We start from the raw sequence: 25,247 nt of genomic DNA on the forward strand, positions 1-25,247 counted from the left end.
CGGTTGTCGGCGAACACCGGGAGAAGCGCATGCGACACATCGTCGTCATCGGAGCGGGGCTCGCCGGAATGAGCGCGGCGTACGAGCTGCGCGAGACCCTGGGCGGGGACGTCCGCATCACGGTCGTCGGCGACGGCGAGCGTTTCAGTTTCACGCCGTCCAACCCCTGGGTGGCGCTCGGGTGGCGCACCGCGGAGGAGATCACGCTGGCCGCGAGCGACTATCTCGCGCGCAAGGACATCGCATACGTGCCCGACGCCGTCGCCGCGATCGAGCCCGACGTCAACACCGTGACCACCGGCACCGGGCGCCGGCTCGGCTACGACGATCTGCTGATCTGCACCGGACCGCGGCTCGCGTTCGAGGACGTGCCGGGGCTCGGCCCGGCGCCGGGCCACACGCAGTCGGTCTGCACGACACCGCACGCACAGGCGGCCTGGGACGCGTACCGCGCGTTCCTCGATGCCCCGGGGCCGATCGTGATCGGCGCGGTGCAGGGCGCGAGCTGTTTCGGCCCCGCGTACGAGTTCGCGATGATGGTCGAGCACGATCTGCGCAAGCGCCGCCTGCGCGACCGGGTGCCGATGACGTTCGTCACCAGCGAACCCTATGTCGGGCACATGGGGCTGGGCGGGGTCGGCGATTCCAGGGGGCTGATGGAGTCGCTGATGCGCGAACGCGGCATCCAGTGGATCGCCAACGCGAGCGTGGATGCCGTCCGTGCCGACGCGATGGACGTGAGCGAGCATGACGAGCAGGGCGCGGTGAAGCGCAGGCATGTCCTGCCATTCGGCTACGCGATGCTGCTGCCGGCGTTCCGCGGCGTCGCGCCGGTGGCGGCCGTCGACCGGCTGTGCAATCCGCGCGGCTTCGTGCTCGTCGACGCGCACCAGCGCAGCACGGCGTACCCGAACATCCACGCCGCCGGCGTGTGCGTCGCGATTCCGCCGGTGGAGGCAACGCCGGTGCCCACGGGCGCACCGAAGACCGGCTTCATGATCGAATCGATGGTCACCGCCATCGTGCGCAACATCGACGCCACCGTGCGCGGCAAGCCGGCGGAGTTCCGCGCGACGTGGAATGCGGTCTGCCTCGCGGATCTCGGCGACACCGGCATGGCCTTCGTCGCGCTGCCGCAGATTCCGCCGCGCAACGTGACCTGGGCCAGGCGTGGCCGGTGGGTGCACGCGGCCAAGGTCGCGTTCGAAAAATACTTTCTCTACAAGATGCGGCACGGCACCTCCGAGCCGATCTACGAGAAATATCTCCTCGGCCTGCTCGGCATCGCCCGACTCAGGGAAATGCAGGCGAGCACGCCCGATTCCCGCACTTCTCCGTCCTCCACCACAAGGGAACAGCGATGAACCTCGATCGTGCCGTCCTCGCCTTCGCCGGCGTGATGATCCTCGCCAGCGTCGCGCTGGTGTATTTCGTGTCGCCGTGGTGGCTGCTGCTCACCGCCTTCGTCGGCCTCAATCTGCTGCAGTCCAGCGTCACCGGCTTCTGTCCGGCGGCGATCGTGTTCAGGAAGCTCGGCGTCGCCGGCGGCGGGTGCGCGTTCAAGTGAGAGCACGTTGCCTGCCGTGGTGCGCCGGCGTGCTGCTCGGCCTGCTCGGCTGCACGCCGGACGCGACGACGGTTGCGTTGCCGCCGCTGCCGCCGCTGCAAACCTACACTGTCGCCGTTGCCGGCACCGTGAGCGGCGCGCGCTGGGACGGCGTGGTCGAGGCCGTGAACGCCGCCGATCTCACGGCGCAGACCGGCGGCCGCGTGGTCGCAGTGGAGGCGGACGTGGGCGACCGGGTCGACGCCGGCGCCGTGCTTGTGCGCATCAGCGCCGTCGAGCAGCAGGCCGGCGCCGACACCGCGCGCGCACAGCTGCGTGCGGCCGACGCGCGCGCAGCGGAAGCCACAACGAACTATGCGCGCTATCTCGAACTGGCGGAGCGGCAGTTCGTGTCGCGTCTGCAGCTCGACCAGATGCGGGCGACGCGCGACACCGCCGTGGCGGAGCGCGACGTGGCACGTGCGCGGCTGCGCGAGGCCGCGCAGCAGACCGAGTACACGGTGGTCCGCGCGCCGTTCGCCGGCATCGTCGGCGCGCGTCGGGTGGAGCCCGGCGAGAGCGTCGTGCCGGGGCAGAGCCTGCTGTCGATGCACGCGCCGGACGGGTTGCGCATCGAGGTGCAGGTGCCGCAGTCGCAGGCTGCGGCGATCCGCGCCGCGCAGCGCGCGCGGATCGTGCTGGACGACGGCCGCGCTCTGGACGCCGCCGGCGTCACCGTGTTCCCGGCGGCAGACCCCGCCACGCACAGCGTGGCGGTGCGCATCGCCGTTCCGGCCATGCCCGATGCGCCGCACCCGGGCACGACGGCGAGCGTCGAGTTTCCGATTCCGCAGCCCGGCGCGCCGCCGCGGATTCCGCGCAGCGCCACCGTGCAGCGCGGCGAGCTGAGCGGCGTGTACGTGCTTGCCGATGGGCGGCTGACGCTGCGCCAGCTGCGCCTCGGACACAGTCGCGGCGACGAGGTCGACGTGCTCGCGGGCCTCTCCGGCGGCGAGACGATCGCGGCCGATCCGGTGGCCGCGATGCAGGCGATCGCCGCGCAGCGCGCAGCGGTCGGTTCCGACGATGCGTGAGGGAGCGTCGGCGCGGTCGCTCGGGCTTTCCGGCCGGCTGGCACGGACGTTCCAGGCCAACCCGCTCACGCCGATCCTCGCGCTGCTCGGCCTGTTGCTCGGCCTGGTCGCGGTGCTGATCACGCCGCGCGAGGAGGAGCCCCAGGTCGACGTGACCATGGCCAACGTGTTCGTCACCTCGCCGGGCGCGAGCGCGCGCGATGTCGAGCAGCAGATCAGCACGCCGCTGGAGCAGCGGCTGTCCGAGATCGACGGCATCAAGCATGTCTACTCGGCGAGCCGGCCGGGCCTCGCGGTGCTGACCGTCGAATTCGTGGTCGGGGTCGAGCGCCAGCAGGCCCTGGTGCGCCTGTACAACCAGGTGTATTCGAACCAGGACTGGCTGCCCGCCGGCATGGACGTGGGCCAGCCGCTGATCAAGCCCAAGGGCATCGACGACGTGCCGGTGATGGCGCTCACCGTGTGGACCGACGATCCGGCGCGCAGCGCGGACGCGCTGGCGGACGTGGCGCACACGCTCGAAACGGAGATCAAGCGCATCGCCGGCACGCGCGATGTCTACACGATCGGGGCGCCGGAACGCGTGGTCGCCGTCACGCTCGATGCGGCGAAACTCGCCGCCTACGATCTCACCGTCGCCGATCTCGCGCAGGCGCTGCATGCGGCGAATCGGGTCCGCCATGTCGGCGAGCGTGTGAGCGTCGAGGGCGCGCTGCCGGTCACCGCCGGCACGTTCCTGGCCGACGCGGACGCGATCGCGGACCTGGTCGTGGGCCTGGACGGCGGCCGGCCGCTGCACCTGTCCGACGTGGCGCAGGTCCGTGCCGGCGCCGATGTCGCCACGCGATACGTCTGGCACGGAGCGCCGCCGGGTCGCGACGGACCCGCCGCGGGACGCGCGCCGGCGGTCACTCTCGCGATCGCGAAGAAACCCGGCAGCAACGCGGCCGACATCACCGACGCGATCCGGCAGCGCATCGGGCAACTGCAGGGCGAGCTGATCCCCGACGGCGTGCACGTCACCGTCACCCGCGACTACGGCGCCACCGCGACCGACAAGGCCGTGAAGCTCATCCAGAAGCTGGCCTTCGCCACGGCGTCGGTGGTATTGCTGGTGCTGTTCGCGCTCGGCTGGCGCGAAGCCATCGTGGTCGGCGGCGCCGTCGTGCTGACCCTCGCGGTCACGCTGTTCGCCTCGTGGGTAATGGGCTTCACGATCAATCGGGTCTCGCTGTTCGCGCTGATCTTCTCGATCGGCATCCTCGTCGACGATGCCATCGTCATCGTCGAGAACATCCACCGGCACCTCGCACGCGGCGCGACGACGCTCGCCGACGCGATCCCGGCCGCGGTGGACGAGGTCGGCGGGCCCACGATCCTTGCCACCTTCACGGTGATCGCGGCACTGCTGCCGATGGCCTTCGTCTCCGGCCTCATGGGACCGTACATGCGGCCGATCCCGATCAATGCGTCGGTCGGGATGGTGCTGTCGCTCGCGATTGCATTGGTCGTGACGCCGTGGCTGTCGCTGCGGCTGCTCGCGCGCCATGCCGGCGGCGCACCCGCGGGCACGACGGACGCGACGCCGTCGCGCTTGCTGCGCGTCTTCGGCCGCCTGCTGCGGCCGTTCCTCGATCCGGTGCGCGGCCGCCGTCGGCGCGGGCTGTTTTTCTCGGCCGTCGTCGGCGCGGTGCTGCTCGCGGGGTTGCTGGCGGTGCTGCAGGTCGTGGTGCTGAAGATGCTGCCGTTCGACAACAAGTCCGAACTGCAGGTGGTGGTGGACCTGCCCGAAGGGCGGACGCTGGAAGACACCGACGCGCTGCTCGCCGATCTTGCGAACGTGCTGGACACCGTGCCCGAGGTGCTCGACTACCAGGCGTACGCGGGCACGTCGGCGCCGATGAATTTCAACGGCCTCGTGCGCCAGTTCTATCTGCGCAGCGGCAGCAACGTCGGCGACCTGCAGGTCAACCTGGTCGACAGGCACCGGCGCGAGCGGCGCAGCCACGATATCGCGCGCGCGCTGCGTCCGGTGCTGGCCGACATCGGCACGCGGCATGGCGCGTCGATCAAGGTCGTGGAAGTGCCGCCGGGCCCGCCGGTGATGGCGCCGCTGGTCGCAGAGGTCTACGGGCCCGACCCCGCGCACGCCCGCACCGTCGCGCTGGCGCTGGCGCAGCGCTTCGCGCGCACCGAGGGCATCGTCGATCTGGACACCAGCGTGGAGAGCGACGCGCCGCGGGAAACGCTGGTGGTGGATCGCGTCCGTGCCGCGCGCCTCGGCGTCGCGCAGTCGGCCATCGTCGATGCCCTCGCGGCGGCAACGGCCGGCCTCGATGCCACCTACATGCACGACGGCACATCCAAGTATCCGCGCCCGGTCCGCCTGCGCCTGCCGGTCGCCGACCAGGCCGACGTCGCGCGCCTGCTGCGGCTGCGCGTGCGCGGCAACGACGGTGCGCTGGTGCCGTTGTCCGAGCTCGTGAGCGTGCAGCGCGCTCCCCGGGATAGTGTCATCCACCACAAGGACCTGCTGCCGGTCGTCTATGTCACCGCGGACGAGGCCGGTGCGACGGACAGTCCGCTCTACGGCATGTTTTCGCTGGTCGGGCAGCTGCGCGACGGCGATGTCGGCGGACACCGCCTCGCGCAGCACTTCATCGCCCAGCCCGCGGACACTGCCGTCTTCTCCGTCAAATGGGACGGCGAGTGGCAGATCACGTACGAAACCTTCCGCGATATGGGCATCGCCTATGCCGCGGGCGTGTTGCTGATCTACCTGCTGGTGGTCGCGCAGTTCCGCAGCTACGTGGTGCCGCTGGTGATCATGGCGCCGATTCCGTTGACGGTGATCGGCGTGCTGCCCGGGCACGCGCTGCTCGGTGCGCAGTTCACCGCCACCTCGATGATCGGCATGATCGCGCTCGCCGGCATCATCGTGCGCAACTCCATCCTGCTGGTGGACTTCGTCAACCAGGCGCTGGCCGACGGCAGCGAGCCGCGCGACGCGGTCGTCGCCGCGTGCGCCGCGCGCGCGACCCCGATCGTGCTCACCGGCGCTGCGGCGATGACGGGCGCATTTTTCATCCTCGACGACCCGATCTTCAGCGGGCTCGCCGTGTCGCTGATCTTCGGCATCCTCGTCTCCACCGCGCTGACACTGCTGGTGATCCCGTTGCTCTATGTCGGCCTGCTGGAGCGGACGGCGAAGCGAACGCCGCGCGCTGCCGGCGCGGCGGCTGTCCGGCCCTGACTCGACCCTGCAGCGGCCGCAGCGTCGGCCGCATGCACGCATCGGGATGGCGCACATCCCCGGAGTGCGACATGACGAAAGTGACTGCCGTGCTGTGGCTGCTGCTCGCGCCGGGGTCGCTGTGCGCGTCCGGCATCGATCTGCGGAGCCATTGCCTGGACTGCCACCGCCCGCACCAGCGACGCGGCGAGGTGCCGTTGATCGAAGGGCAGCAGCGCGACTACCTGGAGCACCAGCTGCGTCGCTTCCGTGCGCGGCACCGCGACACGTTCCCCATGTCCGCCCTCGTGAGCGCCACCGACGATGCCACCCTGCGCGACCTGGCATCGCGTCTGTCCGCCCGTGCGTGGCGCGACGCCGGCGCACCGCGCGATGCCGCCGCCGCGCGCCGCGGCGCAGATGCCGCCACGCGGCGCGACTGCGCGGGCTGCCACGGCGCCGACTTCACCGGGATCGGCGACATCGCGCGCCTGGCGGGCCAGCATCCGGGATATCTGGCGCGGCAGATCGAAGGCTTCGGTCGCGGCGACCGCTACCATCCGCCGTCGGGCACGGGTGCGCCGATGCACACCATTTCCGCCGCCGAAGCGGCGGATCTGGGGGCGTACTTCGGCACGCTGCGCGTGGTAGCGCCCGGGAATGCGGAGGCCGAACCTGCACGCGAGGACCGCACGCCGCCCGACCCGGCCCGCGGCCGCGATTGATCCGGATCAATCGCGTGCACGGCGTGCGCGCGCATGCTCGGCCCATGCTCCGGTCTCGCGTCGGTTTCCGCGGCACGGCACTCGCGCTGGGCGTGCTGTGCGTCTGGCTCGCCGCGATGCAGGCCGGCGCCGCCGAGGTGCGCTGGACGCCGTCGCTCGCGCCGGCCGGCCCGTTGCTGATGCTGGTTCGCCTCGACCGGCAGCGGATCGACGTGTTCCGCAACGGCGTCGCCATCGGGAGCAGCCCGATCAGCTCTGGACGGGCAGGGTACGAAACACCCACGGGCGTCTTCACGATCCTGCAGAAGGACCGCGACCATCGCTCCAATCGGTACAACGACGCACCGATGCCGCACATGGCGCGGCTCACGTGGGACGGCGTCGCGCTGCATGGCGGGCTGGTCCCGGGCTATCCGGCATCGCATGGCTGCAGTCGCGTCGAGGGCGCCAACCGGTCGGCCGCGCCGCCCCCTGACTGGGCGGTGTGGGAGGTTTGCCCTCGACGTGACAGCACGGGAGAAACGGAACAGGGGCCGTCGATGCGTTGCCTGCTTTTCGCCGCACTGTGCGGCATGCCGATACTTGCCGGTGCGGCCGATCCGATCCTGCGATGCGTTACCGCGGATGGACATGTCGTTTTCACGCAGCACCAGTGCCCGGTAGGAGCGAAGTTGACGCGCAAGGTCGAGGTCACACCGGATCTGCCACGCGACGGATCGGCTCGGACCTGGCAGCAGCAGGCGCAGGAACAACAACGGATCTTGCGGCGTGAGCCGGCGGATCAGTCCTGGTATTTTTCGGCCGGTGACCCACGTGTGCCGGACGCCAGAGACCGTCAGCGCGAGCACTGTCTGCAGGTCCGGAAAGATGTCGAGTCCGAGCGCAAGCGGCGTGGTGTGGGTGCCACGTTCGGGGAGGTTCGGAACTGGGACGACCGCGTTCAGACTGCGTGCAAGGGCCTGTAGGCCGCGCCGAGGCATTGCTCCCGGAACTTGGTCGATGGCACCACGACCACGCGCAGCGGCTGCCGATCGACGGCGTCGCGGCGCTGCGTGCAGGCGCGTTGACGGCGCGCTGTTCCGCGTCCTGCCTCCACGCAAGCCCGAGCGCGCGGTTGACCGGTAGCCGTGCGCCGTGAGGCGACGCGAGACAGCACCCGACGATGCGCCAGCTTGCCACGGGGCATGCAGTCGTCCGCAGCCTGCGAAACTCCAGTCGTGGAGCGCGAGCAAGCACGCGAGAGCACGCGTTGTACGTGGCACGACTGAGCGTCGGAGAGCATGCGCAGGAGCCGTTGCAGGGAACGGGAACTGTCGGGCTGCGCTAAGTGCCTGGGATCTCGCACGAATCGTGGTGAACAAACGCAACAGGCCGCGAGTCGTAATTGCGCATAATGTATATTATGTAATAATTTTAAGTCCGGATCGACGGTCAATACGCTGCTGCCCTTGGCCATCCCCCTGCAGCTGTCGACCACATCGCAGCTGCCGTCGCCAGCCTTGCCCGATAGTTGCGTCAGGCACTTCCAAAAAAACCCGCCGCCCGCAGCGCCCCGAGCGACAGAATTGCGTATGTTGTGCCAGACTCCCGGCATGCTTCCCGACGCAAGCGCGACGTCCGCCGGCAACGGCACGCCACCGCAGGACGCTTCGCTCCATGCCCTGATGGAGGCGCTGTACGCCGATCTGCGCAAGGTGGCGCGGCGCGAGAGGTTCCGCGTCGGCGCCGGTGCCACGCTCTGCACGACGGCCCTGATCAGCGAAGCCTGGCTGAAGTTGCAACGCCAGTCCGGCTGGCAGGATCGGCAACACTTCCTCGCCACCGCCGCGCTCGCGATGCGGCAGGTGCTGGTCAACGATGCGCTGGCGCGTGGTGCCGGCAAGCGCAACCGCGGCGAGGCACCGCTGCCGCTCGACGCCGGCCTCGACGCCGCCGATGCCGCCGACGAACAGATCCTGCAGGTCAACGAGGCCGTCGGTCGTCTCGCCGCGCTCAGTCCGCGTCTGGCGCAGGTGGTGGAATGCCGCTTCTTCGCCGGTTTCAGCGATGCCGAAACCGCCGAGGCGCTCGGCGTCACCGACCGCACCGTGCGGCGCGACTGGCTCAAGGCCCGCGCCTGGCTGTACCGCGAACTCGGCGAAGCGGCGCCTTCCGATGGCGACGCCTGATCCGGAGGCGCACGACGCCGCGTTGCGCTTCGCGCGTATCGATGCCCTGCTCGATGCGGCCCTGGAACTGCCCCCCGAACAACGCGAAGCGATGGTGCGGGCGCAGTGCGACGACGATGCGCTGTGCCGCGAGGTGATCGATCTGCTGCGTGCGATCGAATCGTCCGACGGCTTTCTCGAACCGGGCGCGGACGAGCCGCCGGCCGATGCCGAGCAGCGCATCGGTCCGTGGCGCCTGCTGCGGCGTCTGGGGCGCGGCGGTTCGGGCGATGTCTGGCTCGCGAGCCGCGACGACGGTCGCTTCGAACAGCACGTGGCGATCAAGCTGCTGCGCCACTGGGCGGAAGACGAAGTGCCGCGCTTCCTGCGCGAGCAGCAGCTGCTGGCGCGTCTGGAACATCCGAACATCGCGCGCCTGATCGATGCCGGCAGCACCGACGGCGGGCGTCCGTACATGGTGATGGAATACATCGCCGGCAGCACGCTGACCGAGCACTGCCGCGCGCGTGCGTTGTCCGTGGACGCGCGGCTGGCGCTGTTTGCGCAGGTCTGCGACGCGGTGGCGTATGCGCACCGGCACCTCGTCGTGCACCGCGACCTGAAGCCGCAGAACATCCTCGTGCGCGACGACGGCCGCGTGGCGCTGCTCGACTTCGGCATCGCGCGCCTGCTCGACGGTGGCGACGCGCGCACCGAAACCCGCGGCCTGCGTCTCACGCCGCAATACGCCGCGCCGGAACAATTGGCCGGAGAGGCGCAGACGACGCTGACCGACGTCTACGCGCTGGGGCTGGTGCTGTACGAGCTGCTTGCAGGGCGTCCGCCGTGGACGCTGGTGTCGGGCCACGGTTCGATGGCCGCGTTGCAGCGTGCGCTCGCCGGCCCGCCGCCGGCGCCGAGCACCCGTGCCCTCGCCTCGGCGGATGCGCGCCGCCTGCGCGGCGATCTGGATGCCATCGTGCGCAAGGCACTGCGGCCGGAACCCGATGCGCGGTATCCGTCGGTCGAGGCCCTGCGCGACGATATCGCGCAACATCTCGCGCTGCGGCCGGTGCGTGCGCGCGGCGATGCCTTCGGCTACCGCCTGCGGCGCGGACTGCGCCGGTACTGGCTCGCGGCGACGGCGTCGGCGCTGGTGCTCGCCGGCCTGCTCGGCGCCCTCGCGGCGATTTCGCTGGCCCAGCGCGAAGCCACGCGCGAACGCGACATCGCGCAGACCGAAGCGCGCCGCAGCAAGGCCGTGCGCGACTATCTCGCGCTGATGTTCCGCGACGCCGGCCAGCATGCCCGCGACGGCGCACCGCTGAGCGCCAAGCAGGTGCTGGACCAGGCCGCATCGCGTGTCGCGGACGGATTCTCGGGCGACCCGGCCGCCGTGGCCGAGCTGCTCAAGGCACTCGGCGAACTGCATTTCTACATCGGCGACTATGCGGCCGCCGAGCCCCTGCTGCAGCGCTGGCTGACGCAGGAGGACGCGATCGGCGACCCGGTGGCGGCTGCCGACGTGCGCTTCACGCTGGCCGAGACCCTGCATCGCATGGGCCGGCACGACGAGGCGCGTACCCTGCTCGCCCGAGCGCAGGCGTTCTGGGCCACCGACGCCGAACGCCACGCCGATGTGCTGCTGGTGAGCCGCATGCTGCAGTCCCAGCTCGAACGCCAGGCCGGCGATGTGGCCGGTGCGCTGCAGACGCTCGAGCGCAGCCTGCCACAGCGCCTCGCGCGTTCGGGCACCGACGATTTCGAGACCGCGGTGCTGTACACCAATCTCGGCGCGGCCTACATCCAGGCCGGACGTTTCGACGAAGGCATCGTCGCATCCGAACGTGCGATGACGTTGTGGAGCGCGCTCGACCTGGACACCGGCAACGACGCGCTCAACACGCTCAACAATCTTGCCGCGGCGTATTTCCGCACCGATGATCTCGCCAGCGCCGAAGAGTACTTCGCGCGTGCGCTGGCGGTGCGTCGCGACGCCTACGGACCGTCCGCGGCCACCGCCGCACTGATCGGCAACTACGCGCGCGTGCTGCAGCGGCGCGGACGCGTCGCCGACGCGCTGGTGCTGGTGGAGGAAGCCGAACCGATGGCCCTGCAACTGAGCGGCACCGGCAGTCCGCTGACGGCGGCGCTGCGTGCCACGCGCGCCGAACTGCTGCTCGCGCTCGAGCGCCACGACGATTGCGATGCCGTGCTCGACGCACTCGAGGCGATGACGCTCCCTCCCCCGCTGCAGCTGCGCGTCGGCATCGTGCGCGCGCGGCAACTCGACGGCACAGGTAATCGAACTGCGGCGCATGCGCTGCTTGCGCGCATGCACACCCTGGCGGACACCCTCGGCGAGCAGGCCGCACCGCTGCGGACGCAGCTCGACGACGCCGGCATCGCGATCGGATACGCGGTGCCGCGGGCGGCGCCGACACCGCCCTGAGCGAGTCACTGCGCGGACTTGTCCGCAGCGTGGCTCCGTGGCGATTCCGGTCGCGCGAACGTCCTAGTCTCCTCGCGAGTGTGTCGAGGTTCACGCGCTCTCTTGCGCAGGGCATGGAACCGATTCCCACGCGCGGATCCAGCCATCGCCGCACCATCGTTGCAGCATGGCGAGCATCGTGCCCGGCACCGCGTCCGCGGCATGCGACGCGGCGAGCACCTCGCACAGTCCAGCCAGATCGCCACCGGAAGCGATGTGCGCGAACGCCGCCGCTTCGTCGGCGGCCAGTGATCGGAAGCGCCCCACGCGTTCCGCGTCGCGCCACAGCACCCACGCCGACGCACGCGTCGCGACCGCGGGCGGCGCATGCGACCGTTTCGCGGCGCGCCAGATCTCGACCACGTTGCAGTCGAACCGCAGTACGCGCACGCTCGGATGAAGCTGCGGCACCAGTGTCGGCCAGTGCGCAGGCGGCAGCGTCGCGAGGTCGCTCCAGAGTGCGGGTACCGCGTCGGCGGCGTCGAAGCTGTCGAGCAGCCCGCGTTCGAAGGCTGCCAGCTGCGCGAGGTCGGCGGCATCGGCATAGGCCGGTGCGGTGCGCAGGTACTGCGGCAGCGCATTACCGAAGTCGCGCAGCGAGTGGTGTCGTGACGGACACGCCGCGATGTAGTCGGTGCACAGCGCGCGCCAGCGCGCCTCGCCCAGATGGTGCGCGAGCGCGGCGTGGTCGTGCTCCAGCGCTTCGCGCAGCCGGGCGCCGTAGGCGTTCCGGTAGATGCGCAGCCCTGTGCCGGCGGGCATGCGGGTCTGCGCGATGGCATCGTCGAACCCGGCGCCGCCGCCACGCATGCGCTCCAGAAACCGGCGCTGCAGCGCCGCGAGCGTGGTCGCGCTCACGCGGGTGTCCGCGAGGCACGCGCGAACGCCGCACGGGCCTGGTCCAGCTCGCGCAAAAGCTCGGGCAGAGGCGGCACGCGATCGTCGCGCTCGATCATGGTGCTGACCGGGCCGATGCGACGGATGGCAGCCTCGTACAGCGACCACACCGGGTCCGCGACGGCATGGTCGTGCGTATCGATGCAGTAATCGCCTTCGTCGCTGTGTCCGGCGAGATGGATCTGCCAGATGCGATCGGCCGGCATCGCGGCAAGATAGTCGAGCGGATCGAAGCCGTGGTTGCGCGCGCTGACGTACACGTTGTTCACATCGAGCAGCAGGCAGCATCCGCTGCGCCGCGCTACCTGCGCGACGAACTCCCATTCGGGCATGTCCGAGGCGGAGAATTCAACATAGCTGCTGAGGTTTTCGAGCACGATCTCGCGCCCGAGGAAATCCTGCACCTGCTGCACGCGCGTTACCACATGCGCGATGGCGGCCTCGTGGTACGGAAGCGGCAGCAGGTCGTGGCTGTTGATGCCGTCGACCCCGGTCCAGCACAGGTGATCGGAGATCCATGCCGGCTCGATCTCGTGCGCAAGGCGGCGCAGGCGTTCGAGATAATGCAGGTCGAGCGCGTCGGTGCCGCCGATCGACAGCGACACACCGTGCATCACCAGCGGATAGTCGGCGCGGACCCGTTCCAGGTAGTGGCGCGGCTTGCCGCCGGCCACCATGAAATTTTCCGAGGTGATTTCGAACCAGTCCACGCGCGGCGCATCGGCGAGCACCACCTCGAAATGCGCCGTGCGCAGTCCCAGCCCGAAACCGAGCCACGGCCGCGACGCCGGCGCCGCAGCGCCGGCGTGTGCCTCTCCCGGGGGCGGGCCGTGCCGCATCAGGCCGAGGTCTTGCCGCCGGCGTTGGTGCAGGTGGCGGCGGGAAGGTTGGTGAAGCCCTGCCCCTTGCAACTGCCCTGCCCCTTGCAGGCGTTGTCGGCGGTCCTGCAGTCGTTGTGGCCCTTGCAGGTGTTGAGGCCGTAGCACTGCACCAGGCTGCTGGCGGCCACCTGCATCGACACGCCCGCGTCGATCACGCTGCCGCCGATGTGGCCGCAGGCTTCGGCCGGCGCGGCGAGGAACCCCTGGCCCTTGCAGCTGCCCTGCCCCTTGCAGGCGTTGGTGGCGGTCTTGCAATCGTTGTGGCCACCGCACTGGTTGATGCCCGAACAGTGCACGAGCGAGACCTCGGCCGCCGCGCCCGCATTCTGCGCGGCGACCGGCGCGGACAGCGCCATGCCTGCGGCCATCATGGCCAGTGCTGCCCCGGGAATGCCGTGGATCGGATGGATTTTCATGCGTGTACTCCGGATGGACGAAGGGTTCGCGACGGTGACGCTGCACCGCAGCCGGCACGATGCCGGCTGCGGCAACATCCACTCGCGACAGACGGTTCGCTCGACGGCATGCGACGGTTACGCCATCGCAACCAAATGCCGCACCCGCTCAGTCGCCGCGTCGCGGCGCGTAGCCGATCCATCCGAACATCGTGCGGCCGAGCAGCCAGCTCAGCGTCGACAGCACGAGCACCGCGCCGGCATGCCAGACCAGCACCATCAGCGCGCTTTCGCCTTCGTGGTAAAGAGTGACGCCGGCTGCCGACAGCGCCGCCGCGCTCAGGCCCGCGAGCATCGCCGCCGGCGCCGGGCGCACGACGCCCGCATGCCGCACCATCAGCAGCAGCACCAGTCCGAGCGGAACGCCGGTGAGCGTGATCACCCATGCGCATTGCCAATGTCCGGGCTCGAATGCGAGCGCTGCCGGACCCATGCGCGACAGATCGCCCAGACATCCCCAGCCGATGCCGCCGAGCCACAGCATCGCCGCCGGAAACGGCAGCCACGCCCACGATGCCGAGCGTCCCGGCACGCTCACATGGAACAACGCGTACGCCGCCAGCACGCCGGTGAGAACGCTCGCACACCATTCAAGCGCGGCCGCCGGGTGCGACAGCGCCTGCCACGCGCCGGGACGCATGCCGTGCACGAGCACGATCGCCACGATCACCGCCGCGGCGAACGCAAGCCACAGCATCGTGCGCCGCAGCGGCGACGCGATCGGCCGCACGGCGCGTGCGCGTGTTGCCAGCAGGTCGATGAGCTTGTCGGTATCAGTCACGGCTTCGCTCCTTCGCGAACGTGCGTTGCAACGATTTGAACGCGCGGTGCACCGCCACCTTCAGCGATCCCACGCTCTGCTCGCTCCGCACCGAGGCTTCCTGCAGCGTCAGTTCGCTCAGGCGCAGCAGGCGGATGGCTTCGCGCTGGCGCAGCGGCAGCGCGGCCACCGCGTCGTGCAGCATGCCGGCGTCGTCGGCACTGGCCATCGAGGTTTCCGGATCGTGGCCCGGATCGGCGTGCAGTTCGGCATCGTCCATCGCGTCGAGTTCGTGCCGCAGGCGATAGGCGCGGCGCCGCAGCAGGTCGATGCAGCGCCGGCGCGCGATGGTCCCGAGCCAGGGCTTGAACGGCCGTCCGCGTTCGTAGGTGTGACGGATGCCGTGCATCACCAGCAGCACGTCCTGCACCGCGTCCTCGGCGTCGTCGCCGCGGCCGAGGTAGCGATGCGCGATCGCGCGCAGGTACGGCGCGATGGCACGCAGCAGCGCATGGTAGGCGCCGCGGTCGCCGTCCTGCGCCCGCAGCATCAGGCTGGCCCACAACGCGTCGTCGTCGCGGCCGTCGGTGTCCGATGGCACATTCATGCGATCTGCAGCCGTTCTCGCGAAGCCGACGATGGTGGCCATGATGCCTTCCCGTCGCGCAAGGCGTCAGCCGGCGCGCCGCCGCGCCAGCATGCCATCGAGCGACAGCGGGCCGGCGCCCTTCGCCATCAGGAGCAGCAACAGCGCCGCCCACAGCATGTGCGTCGGCCACGCAAGCGGGTAGACGAACAGCTGGATCACCAGCGTCATCGCCAGCAAGGCGCTGGCCGACAGTCGCGTTGCAAGCCCCAGCACCAGCAGCAGCGGCAGCACGTGCTCGGCCACGGCCGCCATCTGCGCCGCGAACACCGGCGGCAGCAGCGGCAACGCGTACTCGTGCCGGAACAGTTCGACCGCATTGCCGCTCAGGCGCGGCACGCCGAGCGAGATGTTGCCGCGGATCGGATCGAGCACCAGGCCTTCGATCTTGGTTTGTCCGGACACCCAGAACGTCACCGCGATCGAAACACGCGCCAGCAGCAGCACGAGTGCGTCGGGGATGCGGCGATAGAGGCGCAGCAGCGGATGCGGCGGACGTTGCGCGGGCGACGCGGCAGTGGGCACGGTCATGGCTCAGGACTCCGTTGACGACGACAGCGACACGATCAGGCCGTACCGCACGATGAGGGTGAACAGCGCGACCAGCGTCGCGTCGGCGAGACCGGCGGTGGCCTGCAGCAGCGTGGCTCCGGCGTGCAGCGCGTCGAGGGCGTCGGCGATGGCGGCGTCGATCGGTTCGACCTCCACGCGAAGGTCCGGACGCGCGACGAGCACCTGCTGCGGCATATCGATCGAACGCCCCCGAAGATCGCAGGTCGCCGTGTGATGCGCGAGCCAGATCGCATGCACCGCGTGACGCGACCGCAGCCACGTGCACGCCGGATGCAGGTTGACGCGTGTTGCGCCCAGGCGCGCAGGATCGGCGAGCAACGCAGCCAGGGCAGCCTGCGGCACCGGCACGGCATCCGCCGCGTGGAACGCGCGGACACGTGCCTGCTCCAGCCGCGCAACGTCGGCCAGATAGAGCACCGTGGCGGCGGGTGCGAACGTCGCGATGAACTCCGCGAAGCCTTCGCCGTACTCGACCAGCACCGGGGAGCGCGGTGGATCCTCGCGCACGCGTGCGGCAGCCATCGCACGGAAGAAGGCCTCGCCCACCAGTGCCCGCGTGACCGGAAACGACGCCGCCAGCGCCTGCACGCGTGTGGCCACGCTATTGTTGCGGTACACGTCGAAGCGGCGCGCCAGGCCGCGCGTTGCACGCAGCGACGGCGGCACGGCGGGTGCCGCGAGCGACAGCGCGTTCGCGAATTCCGCGTGCATGTCCTTCGCCGCGCTCATGCCGCGGCACGCACATCGCCGCGGCGCGCCGCGAGCACCGCATCGGCGCGGCGCACCTCGCGTCGCAAGGTCGCGTAGCCCGGCACGTCCGTGTCCCACTCGATCAGCGTCGGCAGCGGCCCGGTGGCGGCGAGCAAGCGCGCGTACAGCGCCCACACGGCAGCGGACACCGGCCCGCCGTGCGTGTCGACGAGCACCGGTTCAACCGCGGCGCTGGGGTCGACACCGCCCCCCGTCTCGCCTCCGATGTCGACCGCATGTCCGGCCAGGTGGACCTGTTCCACCGCCGCGAGCGGGAATGCGGCAAGGCGCACCCGCGCATCGCTGCCGGAGTTGCTGCATGACACGTAGAGATTGTTCACGTCGAGCAGCAGACCGCACCCGGTGCGCTGCACCAGGCGCGCCAGGAAGGTGGCCTCGTCCATGCTGCTGGCCGCGAACTCGACATAGCTGGCGGGATTTTCGATCAGGATGCGTCGGCGCAGGCGCGACTGCACGCGGTCCACGTGCTCGCACACGCGATCGAGCGCGCATGCGTCGTAGCGCACGGGCAGCAGGTCGGCGAGGAAGATCCCGTCGTGGGTCGACCAGGCCAGGTGTTCGGACACCGCCGCCGGCTCGCAGCGCGCCACGAGCGCCGCGAGGCGTTCCAGATGCGCGGTGTCGAGCGGCGCCTGAGCGCCGATCGACAGTCCCACGCCGTGCACGGACACCGGCCCGCGTTCGCGCAGCAGCCGCAGCCAGCGGTGCGGCGCACCGCCCTGCCCCATGTAGTTCTCCGCGTGCACCTCGGCGAATGCCGGTGCGTCGGCGTCGTTCAGCCACGCGTCCAGGTGCTGCGGCTTGAAGCCCGCACCCGCGCGTGCCGGCAGACCGGCGATGCACGGCGGCATGCGCGTGTGACCGGCCGCGGACCTGCGTCGCTCAGCCGGCCTTCGGCGCCACCGGCGTGAACGCCGCGAGCTGGCCGAAGCCCGTGGGCGAGGTCTTCGACTCGGTGGTTTCGCAGGTGCCCGCCGGGACGAGCTTCCACGCGTCGGCCTGGTGGTCGCGGGTCGAGGTGCCGGCACACGAGGTGCCTGCGCCCGCGGCGCAGTCGTTCTTGCCGGCCAGCGCCACGCCGAAGCATTTCTCCTTCGCGCCGTCCTCGGCGGCATGGGCGGTGGCGGACACGGCGAGCGCGGAACCGAGCGCGGCGGCGAGAGCGAGGGTGCGGGTGGTGGTCGACATGCGGAGTCTCCGGAAGTGGATTGAGCGTGCGCCGTCGCGCTGCGCGCGGCGGGACACGACCAATCCTTCGCTCGAGACGGCCGCGGGTTACACCGTCAGGCAAGCGGGTGCCGACAGTGGCTCCAAACGCGCCACGGCGCCTGTCGCGGAACATCCGATTGCGCCTGGGCCAGGCGGCGGCAGGCCGCCGAGCCCCGCCGGTCAGGCCGCCGTGTCCACCAGGCGCCCCGCGTCGAACAGGTACCGCGCCGACACCACACCCGGCGTGCGCTCCACCGCCACCTCGCCGGCCACCGCGTCGATGCGGTAGGTCAGGCAGTACAGCGCCCGTGCATCGGACAGGGCGTCGGCGCGGAAGGCGGCGAGACATTCGCCGCCGCGGCGCCGGGCCGAGGCGTAGAGCAGACCCGGCAAACCCTCGTGTGCCACACGTTTGCCGACCGCCTGACAGAAGGCGTAGTCGTCGGCGAGCACATCCGGGTACGCGGTGGCCTTGGCGCGCAGGTCGAGGAACAGCCCCTGCGCGCGGACCGCGTAGACCTTCCGGTACCGCACCACGGGCCGGTCGATGCCGTCCACTTCGCGCAGCATGCGCACCTGGTGGTAGCAGGTTTCCGCCGTGGCGGTGTCCTCGTCGAGCGCGCCATACCAGACCCGGTGCGTGCCGTCCCCGAAGCGCGAGGCGACCACGGTGTCGGCGCGGAACGGATAGTCGATGGCCTCGCTGTACGCCAGCCCGCGGTGGATCACGCCCGGCGCGCCGCGCCGCACGCGCATGTCCGCGGCGATCGCCACCTGCCGCGCTGCGGCGTCGGGCACGAGATCGTCGAATGGATCGATGGACACCCGCACCGAGGTGATGTTGCGGTACACGGCGCCGTGGAAGTCGACGGTGCTGTCGAGCAGGCCCATCAGCGGCCCCGCTGGAAATCCAGCAGCCGCGCCACGCGCGCGATGCCGAGCAGGCCGTCGCGCAGCATGATGTCCAGCGGCGTGGCGTGGTCCAGCGCGGCATTGCGCCGGTGCACCCAGTCGAAGCGCAGCGCCTCGTCTTCGGGAAACAGGAAGCGCAGGGCCTTGTGGATGCCGAGCAGGTACCCGGCGCGGTCGAGGATGTCGCGCTGCGCCGGGAGCGCGCGCTCGCCGGCGCGGTAGCGCGGCAGCAGTTTGCGGCTTTCCGGGCTCAGGCCGAGCAATTGCAGCTGCGAGGCCCCGTCGAGATTCCAGCGTTCGAACAGCGCCGATACCACGCGCGCCAGATCCCGGCGCGACTGCTCCAGCTGCAAGTCCGGCAGGGGGGGCGGACCGGCGTCGTAGTGTGCAAGCTGTTCGCGGATTGAGACCATGTCCCCATCGTATGGGTATATGGAAACAGATTCAAGCCTCGTGGGGGCCGGTATCCGCCGTTGCACCCGGCTCGCCCGCGCTCGGGCCGGACTCAGCTTCCGCCCGCCAGATGGCGCGCCTGCCGTTTCGGCGTCGCGCCCGACCCGGCGCGCCGGTTCGGGCGCGGCAGGGCAACGTCGTCGGGCTCGAAGCGGAGCCGGGAACGCCCGCCCGCCGCGTGGTAGTCGTCGGCGAGGAACCGGCCGGCGATGTCGGGCGCCTCGCCCAGCACCTCGCAGAAAAACGCGTGCAACAGATGCACCAGCCGCTCGTGGGCGAGCGCGTGCGTCTGCCCGGTCTGCGCGTACAGCCAGTCGGCGAATGCGATGAAGCGCGCGAACGGGGCATCGCCCAGCAGCTGCGGCAACGTGCGCGGAAAGCGACCGGAATTGGCCACGATGTCCCAGTAGCGCGAGAAACGCGACAACCGCTGCATGGTGGCGAAATCGATCACGTCGGTGGCGAGGATGTTGTACGGCGGGTCCGGATTGAACCGCAGCGCGTGGGCGACGGTGTGGCGAATGATCGGCGCACCGCGCAGGCGCTTGAGGATGCCGAACTGGATCTCGTGCGGCGTCAGCGCCACGAGGCGATCGAACCCGGCCGCGAAGGTGGCCATGTCCTCGCCCGGCAGGCCCGCGATCAGGTCCACGTGCAGATGTGCGTGGGTGTGTTCGCGCAGCCAGCGCAGGTTCGCTTCGGCGACCTCGTTTTTCTGCCGCCGCGACACGCGCGCCTGCACCGCCGGATCGAAGGTCTGGATGCCGATCTCGAACTGCAGCGTGCCCGGCGGAAACCGCACGATCACCTCGCGCAGCCGCTCCGGCAGATGGTCGGGCACGAGTTCGAAATGCAGGAACGGCGGATCGTCCGGCGCCGCGGCCAGGCGCGCGAGGAAGAAGTCGAGGATCGCGAGCGAGGTGTCGATCTTCAGGTTGAACGTGCGGTCGACGAACTTGAACTGCCGCGCGCCGCGCTGCCAGAGCGTGTCGAGTTCGGCCAGGAACGCGTCGAGCGGAAACGGCCATGCGGTCTTGTCGAGCGCGGACAGGCAGAACTCGCACTTGAACGGGCAGCCGCGCGAGGCTTCCACGTAGAGGTGGCGCTTCTGCACGTCCTCGTCGGTGTACTCGCCGTACGGCAAGGCGAGCGCGGGCAACGGCGGCTGCACGCCCGCGATGACACGCCCGGTCGGCCGCTCGCCGCGCATCAGCGCCTGCGCGAGCGTGGCAAAGCTCACATCGCCCCAGCCGGTGATCACGTAATCGGCCAGTGCGCAGATGCGCTGCGTTTCGGTCTCGAAACCGACTTCCGGTCCGCCGAGCACGATCACGAGCTCGGGTGCCAGCGTGCGCAGCTGCGCAACCACACGCGTGGTCTCCTCGACGTTCCAGATGTAGACGCCGAAGCCGACGATGCGTGGCACGTCCTGCAGGATCTTTTCGACGATGTCCTCGGTCTTCTGCCCGATCACGAACTCGCGGATGACCGAGTCCTCGCGCAGGTCGCCGAGATTGGCGCGCAGATAGCGCAGACCGAGCGATGCGTGCGCGTAGCGCGCGTTGAGGGTGGCGAGGACGATGGCAGCCATCCGCCATTGTCCCGCCCTGCCCGCTCCCGCGCCAGCGTCAGCCCATCACGGCATGCGCGGGCGACAGCACCTGGTGCAGCTGGGTGATGATGATGTATTTCGGCCCGCTCACCGGCGGTGCGCCGCGGTGCAGGTAGGTCCAGCCGACGGGCGCCAGCATCAGCCTGCCCTCGCGCGGCTGCACCGCCATGTTCTGCCACGGGAACTCGGTGGCGCCGCCGTCGGCCACGTCGTTGAGATACCACTGCGCGGTGATCACGCGCGTGACGCTGCCGCCGATGTTGTCGGAGTGGTAGTTGAACAGTTGGCCGGGCAGATAGCGCGCGATGCGGAAATCCTCGGCGCGGATGTCCACCGGAAACGCCGGACGCCATTTCGCCATGTAGCGCGGCAGCGCGGCGCGCAGCGATGCGGTGGCGCGGGCGAGCACGTCGCCCCAGTCCGGGCGGGTCGCATTGAGCATGATTTCCGTCGTGCCCTTGATGTCTGGCCGCACCGCGCCCTCGGCGGTGCCGTCGCCGACCTTGCCGACGATCTTGTGCGGATCGGCCTCGAAGCGGGCGATGGTGGCGCGGCAGAATTCCGCATCGAGCGCGCCGTCGTAGATGCCGAAAAAATCACGTTGCTGCATCGCAGGGATGATAGCGGCAGACCCGACAGGCAACCAGACGCCCGTCGCCACTTGACCGGCGGCGCGGGCCGTGGACTTGCCGGCGCGCTCGCACGCGCGGGGCCCCGACGCCCGGCCGGTGCGACGGCGATGCTGGCGTCCGGCGCGCGTTCGCGATAGAAATCGCACGTGGACGACGGCATCGCCGCCACGCCACGCCACGCCAACCCACCCCTCGAGGAGCGCGCACCATGGCCAAGGGCATGGAGCAGAAGAAAGCCGAAAAGAAGAAACCGGAGAAGACGCTGAAGGAAAAACGCGCCGCCAAGCAGGAAAAGAAGAAGAACAAGTAACACGCGGACGCCGCCGCAACGGCGGCGTCCCGCTCCGATCGCTGGCGGTCCGCGCCGCGCCGGCGAGGCGCAGGCTCCCGTCAGTACCTCCGGCTCCCGTCAGTACGTCCCCATGTAATCGCGCTTGCCGACGCTCACGCCGTTGTGGCGCAGCAGCGCGTACGCGGTGGTGACGTGGAAGAAGAACTGCGGCAGTCCGTAGCGAGTGAGATAGACATCGCCGGCAAGGCGCCGCTCTTTCGGCGTACCGGGCCGAAGCACGATCTCGCGCGCTTCGCTGCCGTAGAACGCGTTTGCGTCGAGCGCGCCGATGAACGCGCGCGTGCGGCCCACCAGGGCGCGCAGGTCGTCGAATCCCTGCTCGCGATCCTCGTTCGACGGCACCTCGACACCCGCAAGCCGCGCCGACACGCCGCGCGCAAAATCGCATGCGATCTGCACCTGTCGCAGCAGCGGGAACATGTCGGGAAACAGGCGCGCCTGCAGCAGGGCGGACGGTTCGATCTTGCGCTCGATCGCGTGCGTTTGCGCGATGGCAAGCAGTGCATCGAGACTGCCGAGCATCTGCTCGAAGACGGGCACGCTGGCCTGGTGCATGGAAAGCGACATCGACAACTCCGGACGGGCGCAGCGGGTGCGCGGGATGAATCCGGCATGATACCCGCCGCCAAGCGCCGGCCGCGCGCGGACTTTGCCAGACACGTCGCGCGCAGGGCACCATGCCGGCTGACGCGCACCGGCTCGCCGCAACCGATCATGCCGATCTACTCCTTCGCCTTTGTGCTTGCGCTTGCGTGCGCCGGATTTTTCTACCGCGCAGGCGACGAGGAAGGCAGCTCGGGCCTGCTCTGGGGCGGTGTCTCGCTGGTGGTGTCGCTGTTCGTGATGCTGCGACTCGATGGCGGCATGCTCGGCGTCGGGCTGGCGCAGCTCGGTGTGCTGGCATCGATCGTCGCGTTTCGCCTCTGGCGCGACCCGCACTGAGTCGCGAATGCACGACGGCCATCCCTCCACGGTGACCGCGGCCGTCTGGCTGTTCGGCTACGGCTCGCTGATCTACAAGGTCGATTTCGAATTTCTCGAACGCCGCCCGGCGCAGTTGCACGGCTGGGCGCGCCGCTTCTGGCAGGGCTCGCACGACCACCGCGGCACGCCGGACGCGCCCGGCCGCGTGGCGACCCTGGTGCGCGAACCGGGCGCGGTCTGCCGCGGTGTCGCCTATCGCATCACGCCGTCGGTGTTCACGCACCTGGACCACCGCGAAAAAAACGGCTACGTGCGCATGGCGGACACGGTCGAGTTCGACGATGGCAGCCGCGCAAGCTGCGTGGTGTACGTGGCCGACCCCGGCAACGAGGCCTGGCTCGGGCCGGCGTCGGACCGGTCGATCGCAGAGCATATCGCGGCGTCGCGTGGCCCCAGCGGCAGCAACCGTGAGTATCTGCTGCGGCTCGCGCAGGCGTTGCGCGAGCTCGACGCCCACGACCCGCATGTGTTCGACCTGGAACGCGCGCTGCTCGACCGGAGCCGGCGCTGAGTCAGGCCGCGGCTGCGCCGTCCGCCGGCACGCGTTCCATCGCGACATCGCGTGCCTGCACCTCGATGCCCTCCGCGTCGAACACCTTCACCGCCGCCAGCGCGGCGCCGCTGTGCCGATTGCGGAAACGCAGCGGCGACTTGCCGTCGCAGGCCCAGCGTTCGCCCCACAGCGCCAGCGCCATCAACACCGGAAACAGTTCGCGTGCCTTGCGCCCGAGGCGGTACTCGATCGAGCGCGCGTCGTCCTTCGACGGCGTGCGGTCGAGCACGCCCGATTCCACCAGCGCCTTGAGCCGCGCGCTCAGCACGTTTTTCGCGATGCCGAGCTCGCGTTCGAAGTCGGCGAAGCGGCGGACGCCGCGGTAGGCCTCGCGCAGGATCAGCAGGGTCCAGCGCTCGCCGAGCACGGACAGCGAGCGGGCGATCGGGCACGGGTCGTCATCGAAAGTGGTCCGTTTCATGCCGGCAGCTTGCCCATTCCGGTTGCAAATGGCAACCGAATCGGGCTACGCTGGAATCGGTTGCATCGTGCAACCTTTCTGCCGCGAGAGTTCCCATGAGCGCATCCGCGATCCGACCGTACGGCCAGCTGCTTGGCACCCTGTTCCCCGACATGGCCGCACGCCTGGCGGTGCGCCTTGCCACCACCCCGCGCCGCCGCCGCGCTCTTGCGGCGGTGCCGCCCGGCGCCGAGCCGGTCACGCTGCGCTTCGGGCTGGCGGGACTGCGCTGGGGCGATCGGGGGCCGCGGGTGCTGGCGCTGCACGGCTGGGACGGCCAGGCCGCGCAGTTCGCGCCGCTGGCGGAACGCTTGTGCGCGGCCGGGTTCCAGGTGATCGCCCTCGACGGACCGGCGCACGGCCGCTCGCCCGGACGGCGCGCCGATCCGGTGGCGTTTTCCGACGCGCTGCTGGAGAGCGCACCGGAGCTGGGTCCACTGCACGGTGTCATCGGTCACTCGATGGGCGGCGGCGCGGTCATGCATGCCCTCGCCCGCGGCCTGTGCGCCGAACGTGCAGTCGTGGTGGCGGCACCGTCGGCCTACGTCGACGTCCTGGAGCGGATCGCACGCTCGATCGGACTGCCGGCGGCGGCCACGGCGCGCTTCGTGGCATGGATGGAGCGGCGCACGGGCGTGCCCGCCGCGCAGCTGGACATCGCCCACTTCGCACGCGACAGCGGCACGCCGGTGCTCGTGGTGCACGATCGGGGCGATCGCGTGGTGCCGTTCGCGGACGGCCGCCGCATCGCAGAGATCGCGGGCGCCGCACTGCACGCGACCGACGGCCTGGGCCACGCGCGGCTGTTGCGGGACGCGGGCGTGGCGCAAACGGTGCTGCGCTTCCTGCGTCGCTAGGATCCGCCGCTCGGGCTCAGTCGGCTTCGGCCGCGGCCGCCCGCCCCTGCTCGCGGATCAGCGCTTCCTCGCGCGCGTCGTGGATCGAGTGCATCACCGCATCGACGTCGGCGGCGTGGTCGTCGAACACGAACGTGCCGGTCAGCGGCGTGTCGGGTTGCAGTTCGCCGCGTTCGTACAGCGCCCACATCTCCTCGCCGAAGTGCGTGGAGGCAAGGTCCGGCGCGAAGCGCGCGAGCGTGTCGCGCAGGTTGTGCACGTCGCGCAGCAGCAGGGACCGGGCCATGTTGTTGCCGGCGGCGGTCACGACCTGGGGGAAATCGATGATGACCGGGCCGTCGGGCGCCACCAGCACGTTGTATTCGGACAGGTCGCCGTGCACCAGGCCCTCGCACAGCATCCGGACCACGTCGCGCATCAGCGTGGCGTGGTACGCCCGGGCCTGCTCGGCGGTCAGCTCCACCTCGCCCAGCCGCGCGGCGCTGAAGCCGTCGGCATCGGTGACCAGCTCCATGAGCAGCACGCCGTTGAAGAATCCGCGCGGGCGCGGCACGCGCACCCCGGCATCGGCCAGCTGGTACAGCGCGTCGACTTCGGCATTCTTCCAGGCCGTTTCCTGCTCGCGCCGGCCAAATTTGGTCGCACGCCCCACCGCGCGCGCCTGCCGGCTGCCGCGCAGCTTGCGGCCCTCCTGGTACACCGTGCGCGACTGGAAACTGCGTTGCGCCATGTCCTTGTAGACCTTCGCGCACAGCACGTCGTCGCCGGACTGCACCACGTAGACCGAGGCTTCCTTGCCGCTCTTGAGCGGACGCAGCACGGCATCGATGACGCCGTCGTCGATCAGCGGCTGCAGTCCTTTCGGGGTCTTCATCGGCAACATCGGGTCCGGTGCGGGGAATGAAACAGTATGGACGATGCACGCGTGCCAGGACCGGGCACATCGGCGCGGCCACCGTGGTTTGGCGAGGCCGGGACGGCAGACGGACCTGCGAAAGCACTTGA

The 25,247-nt window shown here is 70.3% G+C and carries 27 protein-coding genes; 11 read left to right on the top strand and 16 right to left on the bottom strand.

Annotated features, from left to right (window positions below; translation table 11 throughout):
• Positions 1-29: 29 nt before the first annotated feature.
• The 8 genes from HNQ52_RS00330 (at position 30) to HNQ52_RS00365 (ending at position 11,196) form a co-directional block, all read left to right on the top strand.
• Positions 30-1,364: an NAD(P)/FAD-dependent oxidoreductase gene (locus tag HNQ52_RS00330; protein WP_183958637.1), complete on the top strand. Its 1,335-nt coding sequence runs from the start codon at positions 30-32 to the stop codon at positions 1,362-1,364.
• Positions 1,361-1,567 carry a YgaP family membrane protein gene (locus HNQ52_RS00335; RefSeq protein WP_183958639.1) on the top strand — a complete coding sequence of 69 codons (207 nt, stop codon included), beginning with the start codon at positions 1,361-1,363 and terminating at the stop codon, positions 1,565-1,567. Before HNQ52_RS00330 ends, HNQ52_RS00335 begins: the two co-directional genes overlap by 4 nt.
• Positions 1,564-2,640: an efflux RND transporter periplasmic adaptor subunit gene (locus tag HNQ52_RS00340; RefSeq protein WP_183958641.1), complete on the top strand. Its 1,077-nt coding sequence runs from the start codon at positions 1,564-1,566 to the stop codon at positions 2,638-2,640. Before HNQ52_RS00335 ends, HNQ52_RS00340 begins: the two co-directional genes overlap by 4 nt.
• The gene (locus HNQ52_RS00345; RefSeq protein WP_183958643.1) at positions 2,633-5,893 is read left to right on the top strand and encodes an efflux RND transporter permease subunit; all 3,261 of its coding nucleotides are present in this window, start codon (positions 2,633-2,635) and stop codon (positions 5,891-5,893) included. The genes HNQ52_RS00340 and HNQ52_RS00345 overlap by 8 nt, the downstream gene beginning before the upstream one ends.
• Before the next feature lie 71 nt (positions 5,894-5,964).
• The gene (locus tag HNQ52_RS00350) at positions 5,965-6,597 is read left to right on the top strand and encodes a c-type cytochrome (protein ID WP_183958645.1); all 633 of its coding nucleotides are present in this window, start codon (positions 5,965-5,967) and stop codon (positions 6,595-6,597) included.
• Positions 6,594-7,562, top strand: coding sequence for a L,D-transpeptidase family protein (locus tag HNQ52_RS00355; RefSeq protein ID WP_246387442.1), 969 nt, complete (start codon positions 6,594-6,596; stop codon positions 7,560-7,562). Before HNQ52_RS00350 ends, HNQ52_RS00355 begins: the two co-directional genes overlap by 4 nt.
• Before the next feature lie 627 nt (positions 7,563-8,189).
• A complete protein-coding gene (locus HNQ52_RS00360) occupies positions 8,190-8,765 on the top strand; it encodes an ECF-type sigma factor (RefSeq protein ID WP_246387444.1) in 576 nt (191 codons plus the stop codon).
• Complete coding sequence (locus tag HNQ52_RS00365; protein ID WP_183958649.1) at positions 8,752-11,196, top strand: serine/threonine-protein kinase; 2,445 nt, start codon at positions 8,752-8,754, stop codon at positions 11,194-11,196. Before HNQ52_RS00360 ends, HNQ52_RS00365 begins: the two co-directional genes overlap by 14 nt.
• Before the next feature lie 90 nt (positions 11,197-11,286).
• On the opposite strand, the gene HNQ52_RS00370 is transcribed toward HNQ52_RS00365, so the two are convergent.
• The 14 genes from HNQ52_RS00370 to HNQ52_RS00435 form a co-directional block, all read right to left on the bottom strand.
• Positions 11,287-12,093, bottom strand: coding sequence for an HvfC/BufC family peptide modification chaperone (locus tag HNQ52_RS00370; protein ID WP_183958651.1), 807 nt, complete (start codon positions 12,091-12,093; stop codon positions 11,287-11,289).
• A complete protein-coding gene (bufB, locus tag HNQ52_RS00375; RefSeq protein WP_183958653.1) occupies positions 12,090-12,971 on the bottom strand; it encodes an MNIO family bufferin maturase in 882 nt (293 codons plus the stop codon). The genes HNQ52_RS00370 and bufB (HNQ52_RS00375) overlap by 4 nt, the downstream gene beginning before the upstream one ends.
• Entirely contained in the window at positions 12,971-13,429 is a 459-nt protein-coding gene (gene bufA2 / locus HNQ52_RS16955) for a BufA2 family periplasmic bufferin-type metallophore (protein WP_183958655.1), read from the bottom strand. Before bufA2 ends, bufB (HNQ52_RS00375) begins: the two co-directional genes overlap by 1 nt.
• Before the next feature lie 148 nt (positions 13,430-13,577).
• A complete protein-coding gene (locus HNQ52_RS00385) occupies positions 13,578-14,249 on the bottom strand; it encodes an NrsF family protein (RefSeq protein ID WP_183958657.1) in 672 nt (223 codons plus the stop codon).
• The gene (locus tag HNQ52_RS00390) at positions 14,242-14,835 is read right to left on the bottom strand and encodes an RNA polymerase sigma factor (protein ID WP_183958659.1); all 594 of its coding nucleotides are present in this window, start codon (positions 14,833-14,835) and stop codon (positions 14,242-14,244) included. The genes HNQ52_RS00385 and HNQ52_RS00390 overlap by 8 nt, the downstream gene beginning before the upstream one ends.
• A gap of 66 nt (positions 14,836-14,901) precedes the next feature.
• Entirely contained in the window at positions 14,902-15,405 is a 504-nt protein-coding gene (locus tag HNQ52_RS00395; protein WP_183958661.1) for a DoxX family protein, read from the bottom strand.
• A gap of 3 nt (positions 15,406-15,408) precedes the next feature.
• Complete coding sequence (locus HNQ52_RS00400; protein ID WP_183958663.1) at positions 15,409-16,176, bottom strand: HvfC/BufC N-terminal domain-containing protein; 768 nt, start codon at positions 16,174-16,176, stop codon at positions 15,409-15,411.
• On the bottom strand, positions 16,173-17,069 hold the full coding sequence (bufB, locus tag HNQ52_RS00405) for an MNIO family bufferin maturase (protein WP_183958665.1): 897 nt from the start codon (positions 17,067-17,069) through the stop codon (positions 16,173-16,175). Before bufB (HNQ52_RS00405) ends, HNQ52_RS00400 begins: the two co-directional genes overlap by 4 nt.
• A gap of 31 nt (positions 17,070-17,100) precedes the next feature.
• Complete coding sequence (locus HNQ52_RS00410) at positions 17,101-17,406, bottom strand: BufA1 family periplasmic bufferin-type metallophore (protein WP_183958667.1); 306 nt, start codon at positions 17,404-17,406, stop codon at positions 17,101-17,103.
• 201 nt (positions 17,407-17,607) lie between these two features.
• The gene (locus tag HNQ52_RS00415) at positions 17,608-18,318 is read right to left on the bottom strand and encodes an RES family NAD+ phosphorylase (RefSeq protein WP_183958669.1); all 711 of its coding nucleotides are present in this window, start codon (positions 18,316-18,318) and stop codon (positions 17,608-17,610) included.
• Positions 18,318-18,752, bottom strand: coding sequence for an MbcA/ParS/Xre antitoxin family protein (locus HNQ52_RS00420; protein WP_183958671.1), 435 nt, complete (start codon positions 18,750-18,752; stop codon positions 18,318-18,320). The genes HNQ52_RS00415 and HNQ52_RS00420 overlap by 1 nt, the downstream gene beginning before the upstream one ends.
• A gap of 92 nt (positions 18,753-18,844) precedes the next feature.
• A complete protein-coding gene (locus HNQ52_RS00425; protein WP_183958673.1) occupies positions 18,845-20,383 on the bottom strand; it encodes a B12-binding domain-containing radical SAM protein in 1,539 nt (512 codons plus the stop codon).
• 37 nt (positions 20,384-20,420) lie between these two features.
• Positions 20,421-21,014: a 2OG-Fe(II) oxygenase gene (locus HNQ52_RS00430; protein WP_183958675.1), complete on the bottom strand. Its 594-nt coding sequence runs from the start codon at positions 21,012-21,014 to the stop codon at positions 20,421-20,423.
• Between the two features lie 431 nt (positions 21,015-21,445).
• Positions 21,446-21,955 carry a DUF1993 domain-containing protein gene (locus HNQ52_RS00435; RefSeq protein WP_183958677.1) on the bottom strand — a complete coding sequence of 170 codons (510 nt, stop codon included), beginning with the start codon at positions 21,953-21,955 and terminating at the stop codon, positions 21,446-21,448.
• Between the two features lie 147 nt (positions 21,956-22,102).
• On the opposite strand from HNQ52_RS00435, the gene HNQ52_RS00440 reads away from it, so the two are divergent.
• Positions 22,103-22,330 carry a hypothetical protein gene (locus tag HNQ52_RS00440; RefSeq protein WP_183958679.1) on the top strand — a complete coding sequence of 76 codons (228 nt, stop codon included), beginning with the start codon at positions 22,103-22,105 and terminating at the stop codon, positions 22,328-22,330.
• 7 nt (positions 22,331-22,337) lie between these two features.
• Entirely contained in the window at positions 22,338-22,883 is a 546-nt protein-coding gene (locus HNQ52_RS00445) for a gamma-glutamylcyclotransferase (RefSeq protein WP_183958681.1), read from the top strand.
• Position 22,884: 1 nt separating this feature from the next.
• Here HNQ52_RS00445 and HNQ52_RS00450 read toward each other — a convergent pair whose 3' ends face one another.
• Entirely contained in the window at positions 22,885-23,346 is a 462-nt protein-coding gene (locus tag HNQ52_RS00450; protein ID WP_183958683.1) for a winged helix-turn-helix transcriptional regulator, read from the bottom strand.
• A 95-nt stretch (positions 23,347-23,441) separates the two neighbouring features.
• Here HNQ52_RS00450 and HNQ52_RS00455 point away from each other — a divergent pair, with 95 nt between their 5' ends.
• Positions 23,442-24,242, top strand: coding sequence for an alpha/beta hydrolase (locus HNQ52_RS00455; protein ID WP_183958685.1), 801 nt, complete (start codon positions 23,442-23,444; stop codon positions 24,240-24,242).
• 16 nt (positions 24,243-24,258) lie between these two features.
• Here the strand turns inward: HNQ52_RS00455 and HNQ52_RS00460 are convergent, their stop codons facing one another.
• Positions 24,259-25,116: a PA4780 family RIO1-like protein kinase gene (locus tag HNQ52_RS00460; protein ID WP_183958687.1), complete on the bottom strand. Its 858-nt coding sequence runs from the start codon at positions 25,114-25,116 to the stop codon at positions 24,259-24,261.
• Positions 25,117-25,247: the final 131 nt, after the last annotated feature.

This window comes from Chiayiivirga flava (assembly GCF_014202825.1).
GTDB lineage: Bacteria > Pseudomonadota > Gammaproteobacteria > Xanthomonadales > Xanthomonadaceae > Chiayiivirga > Chiayiivirga flava.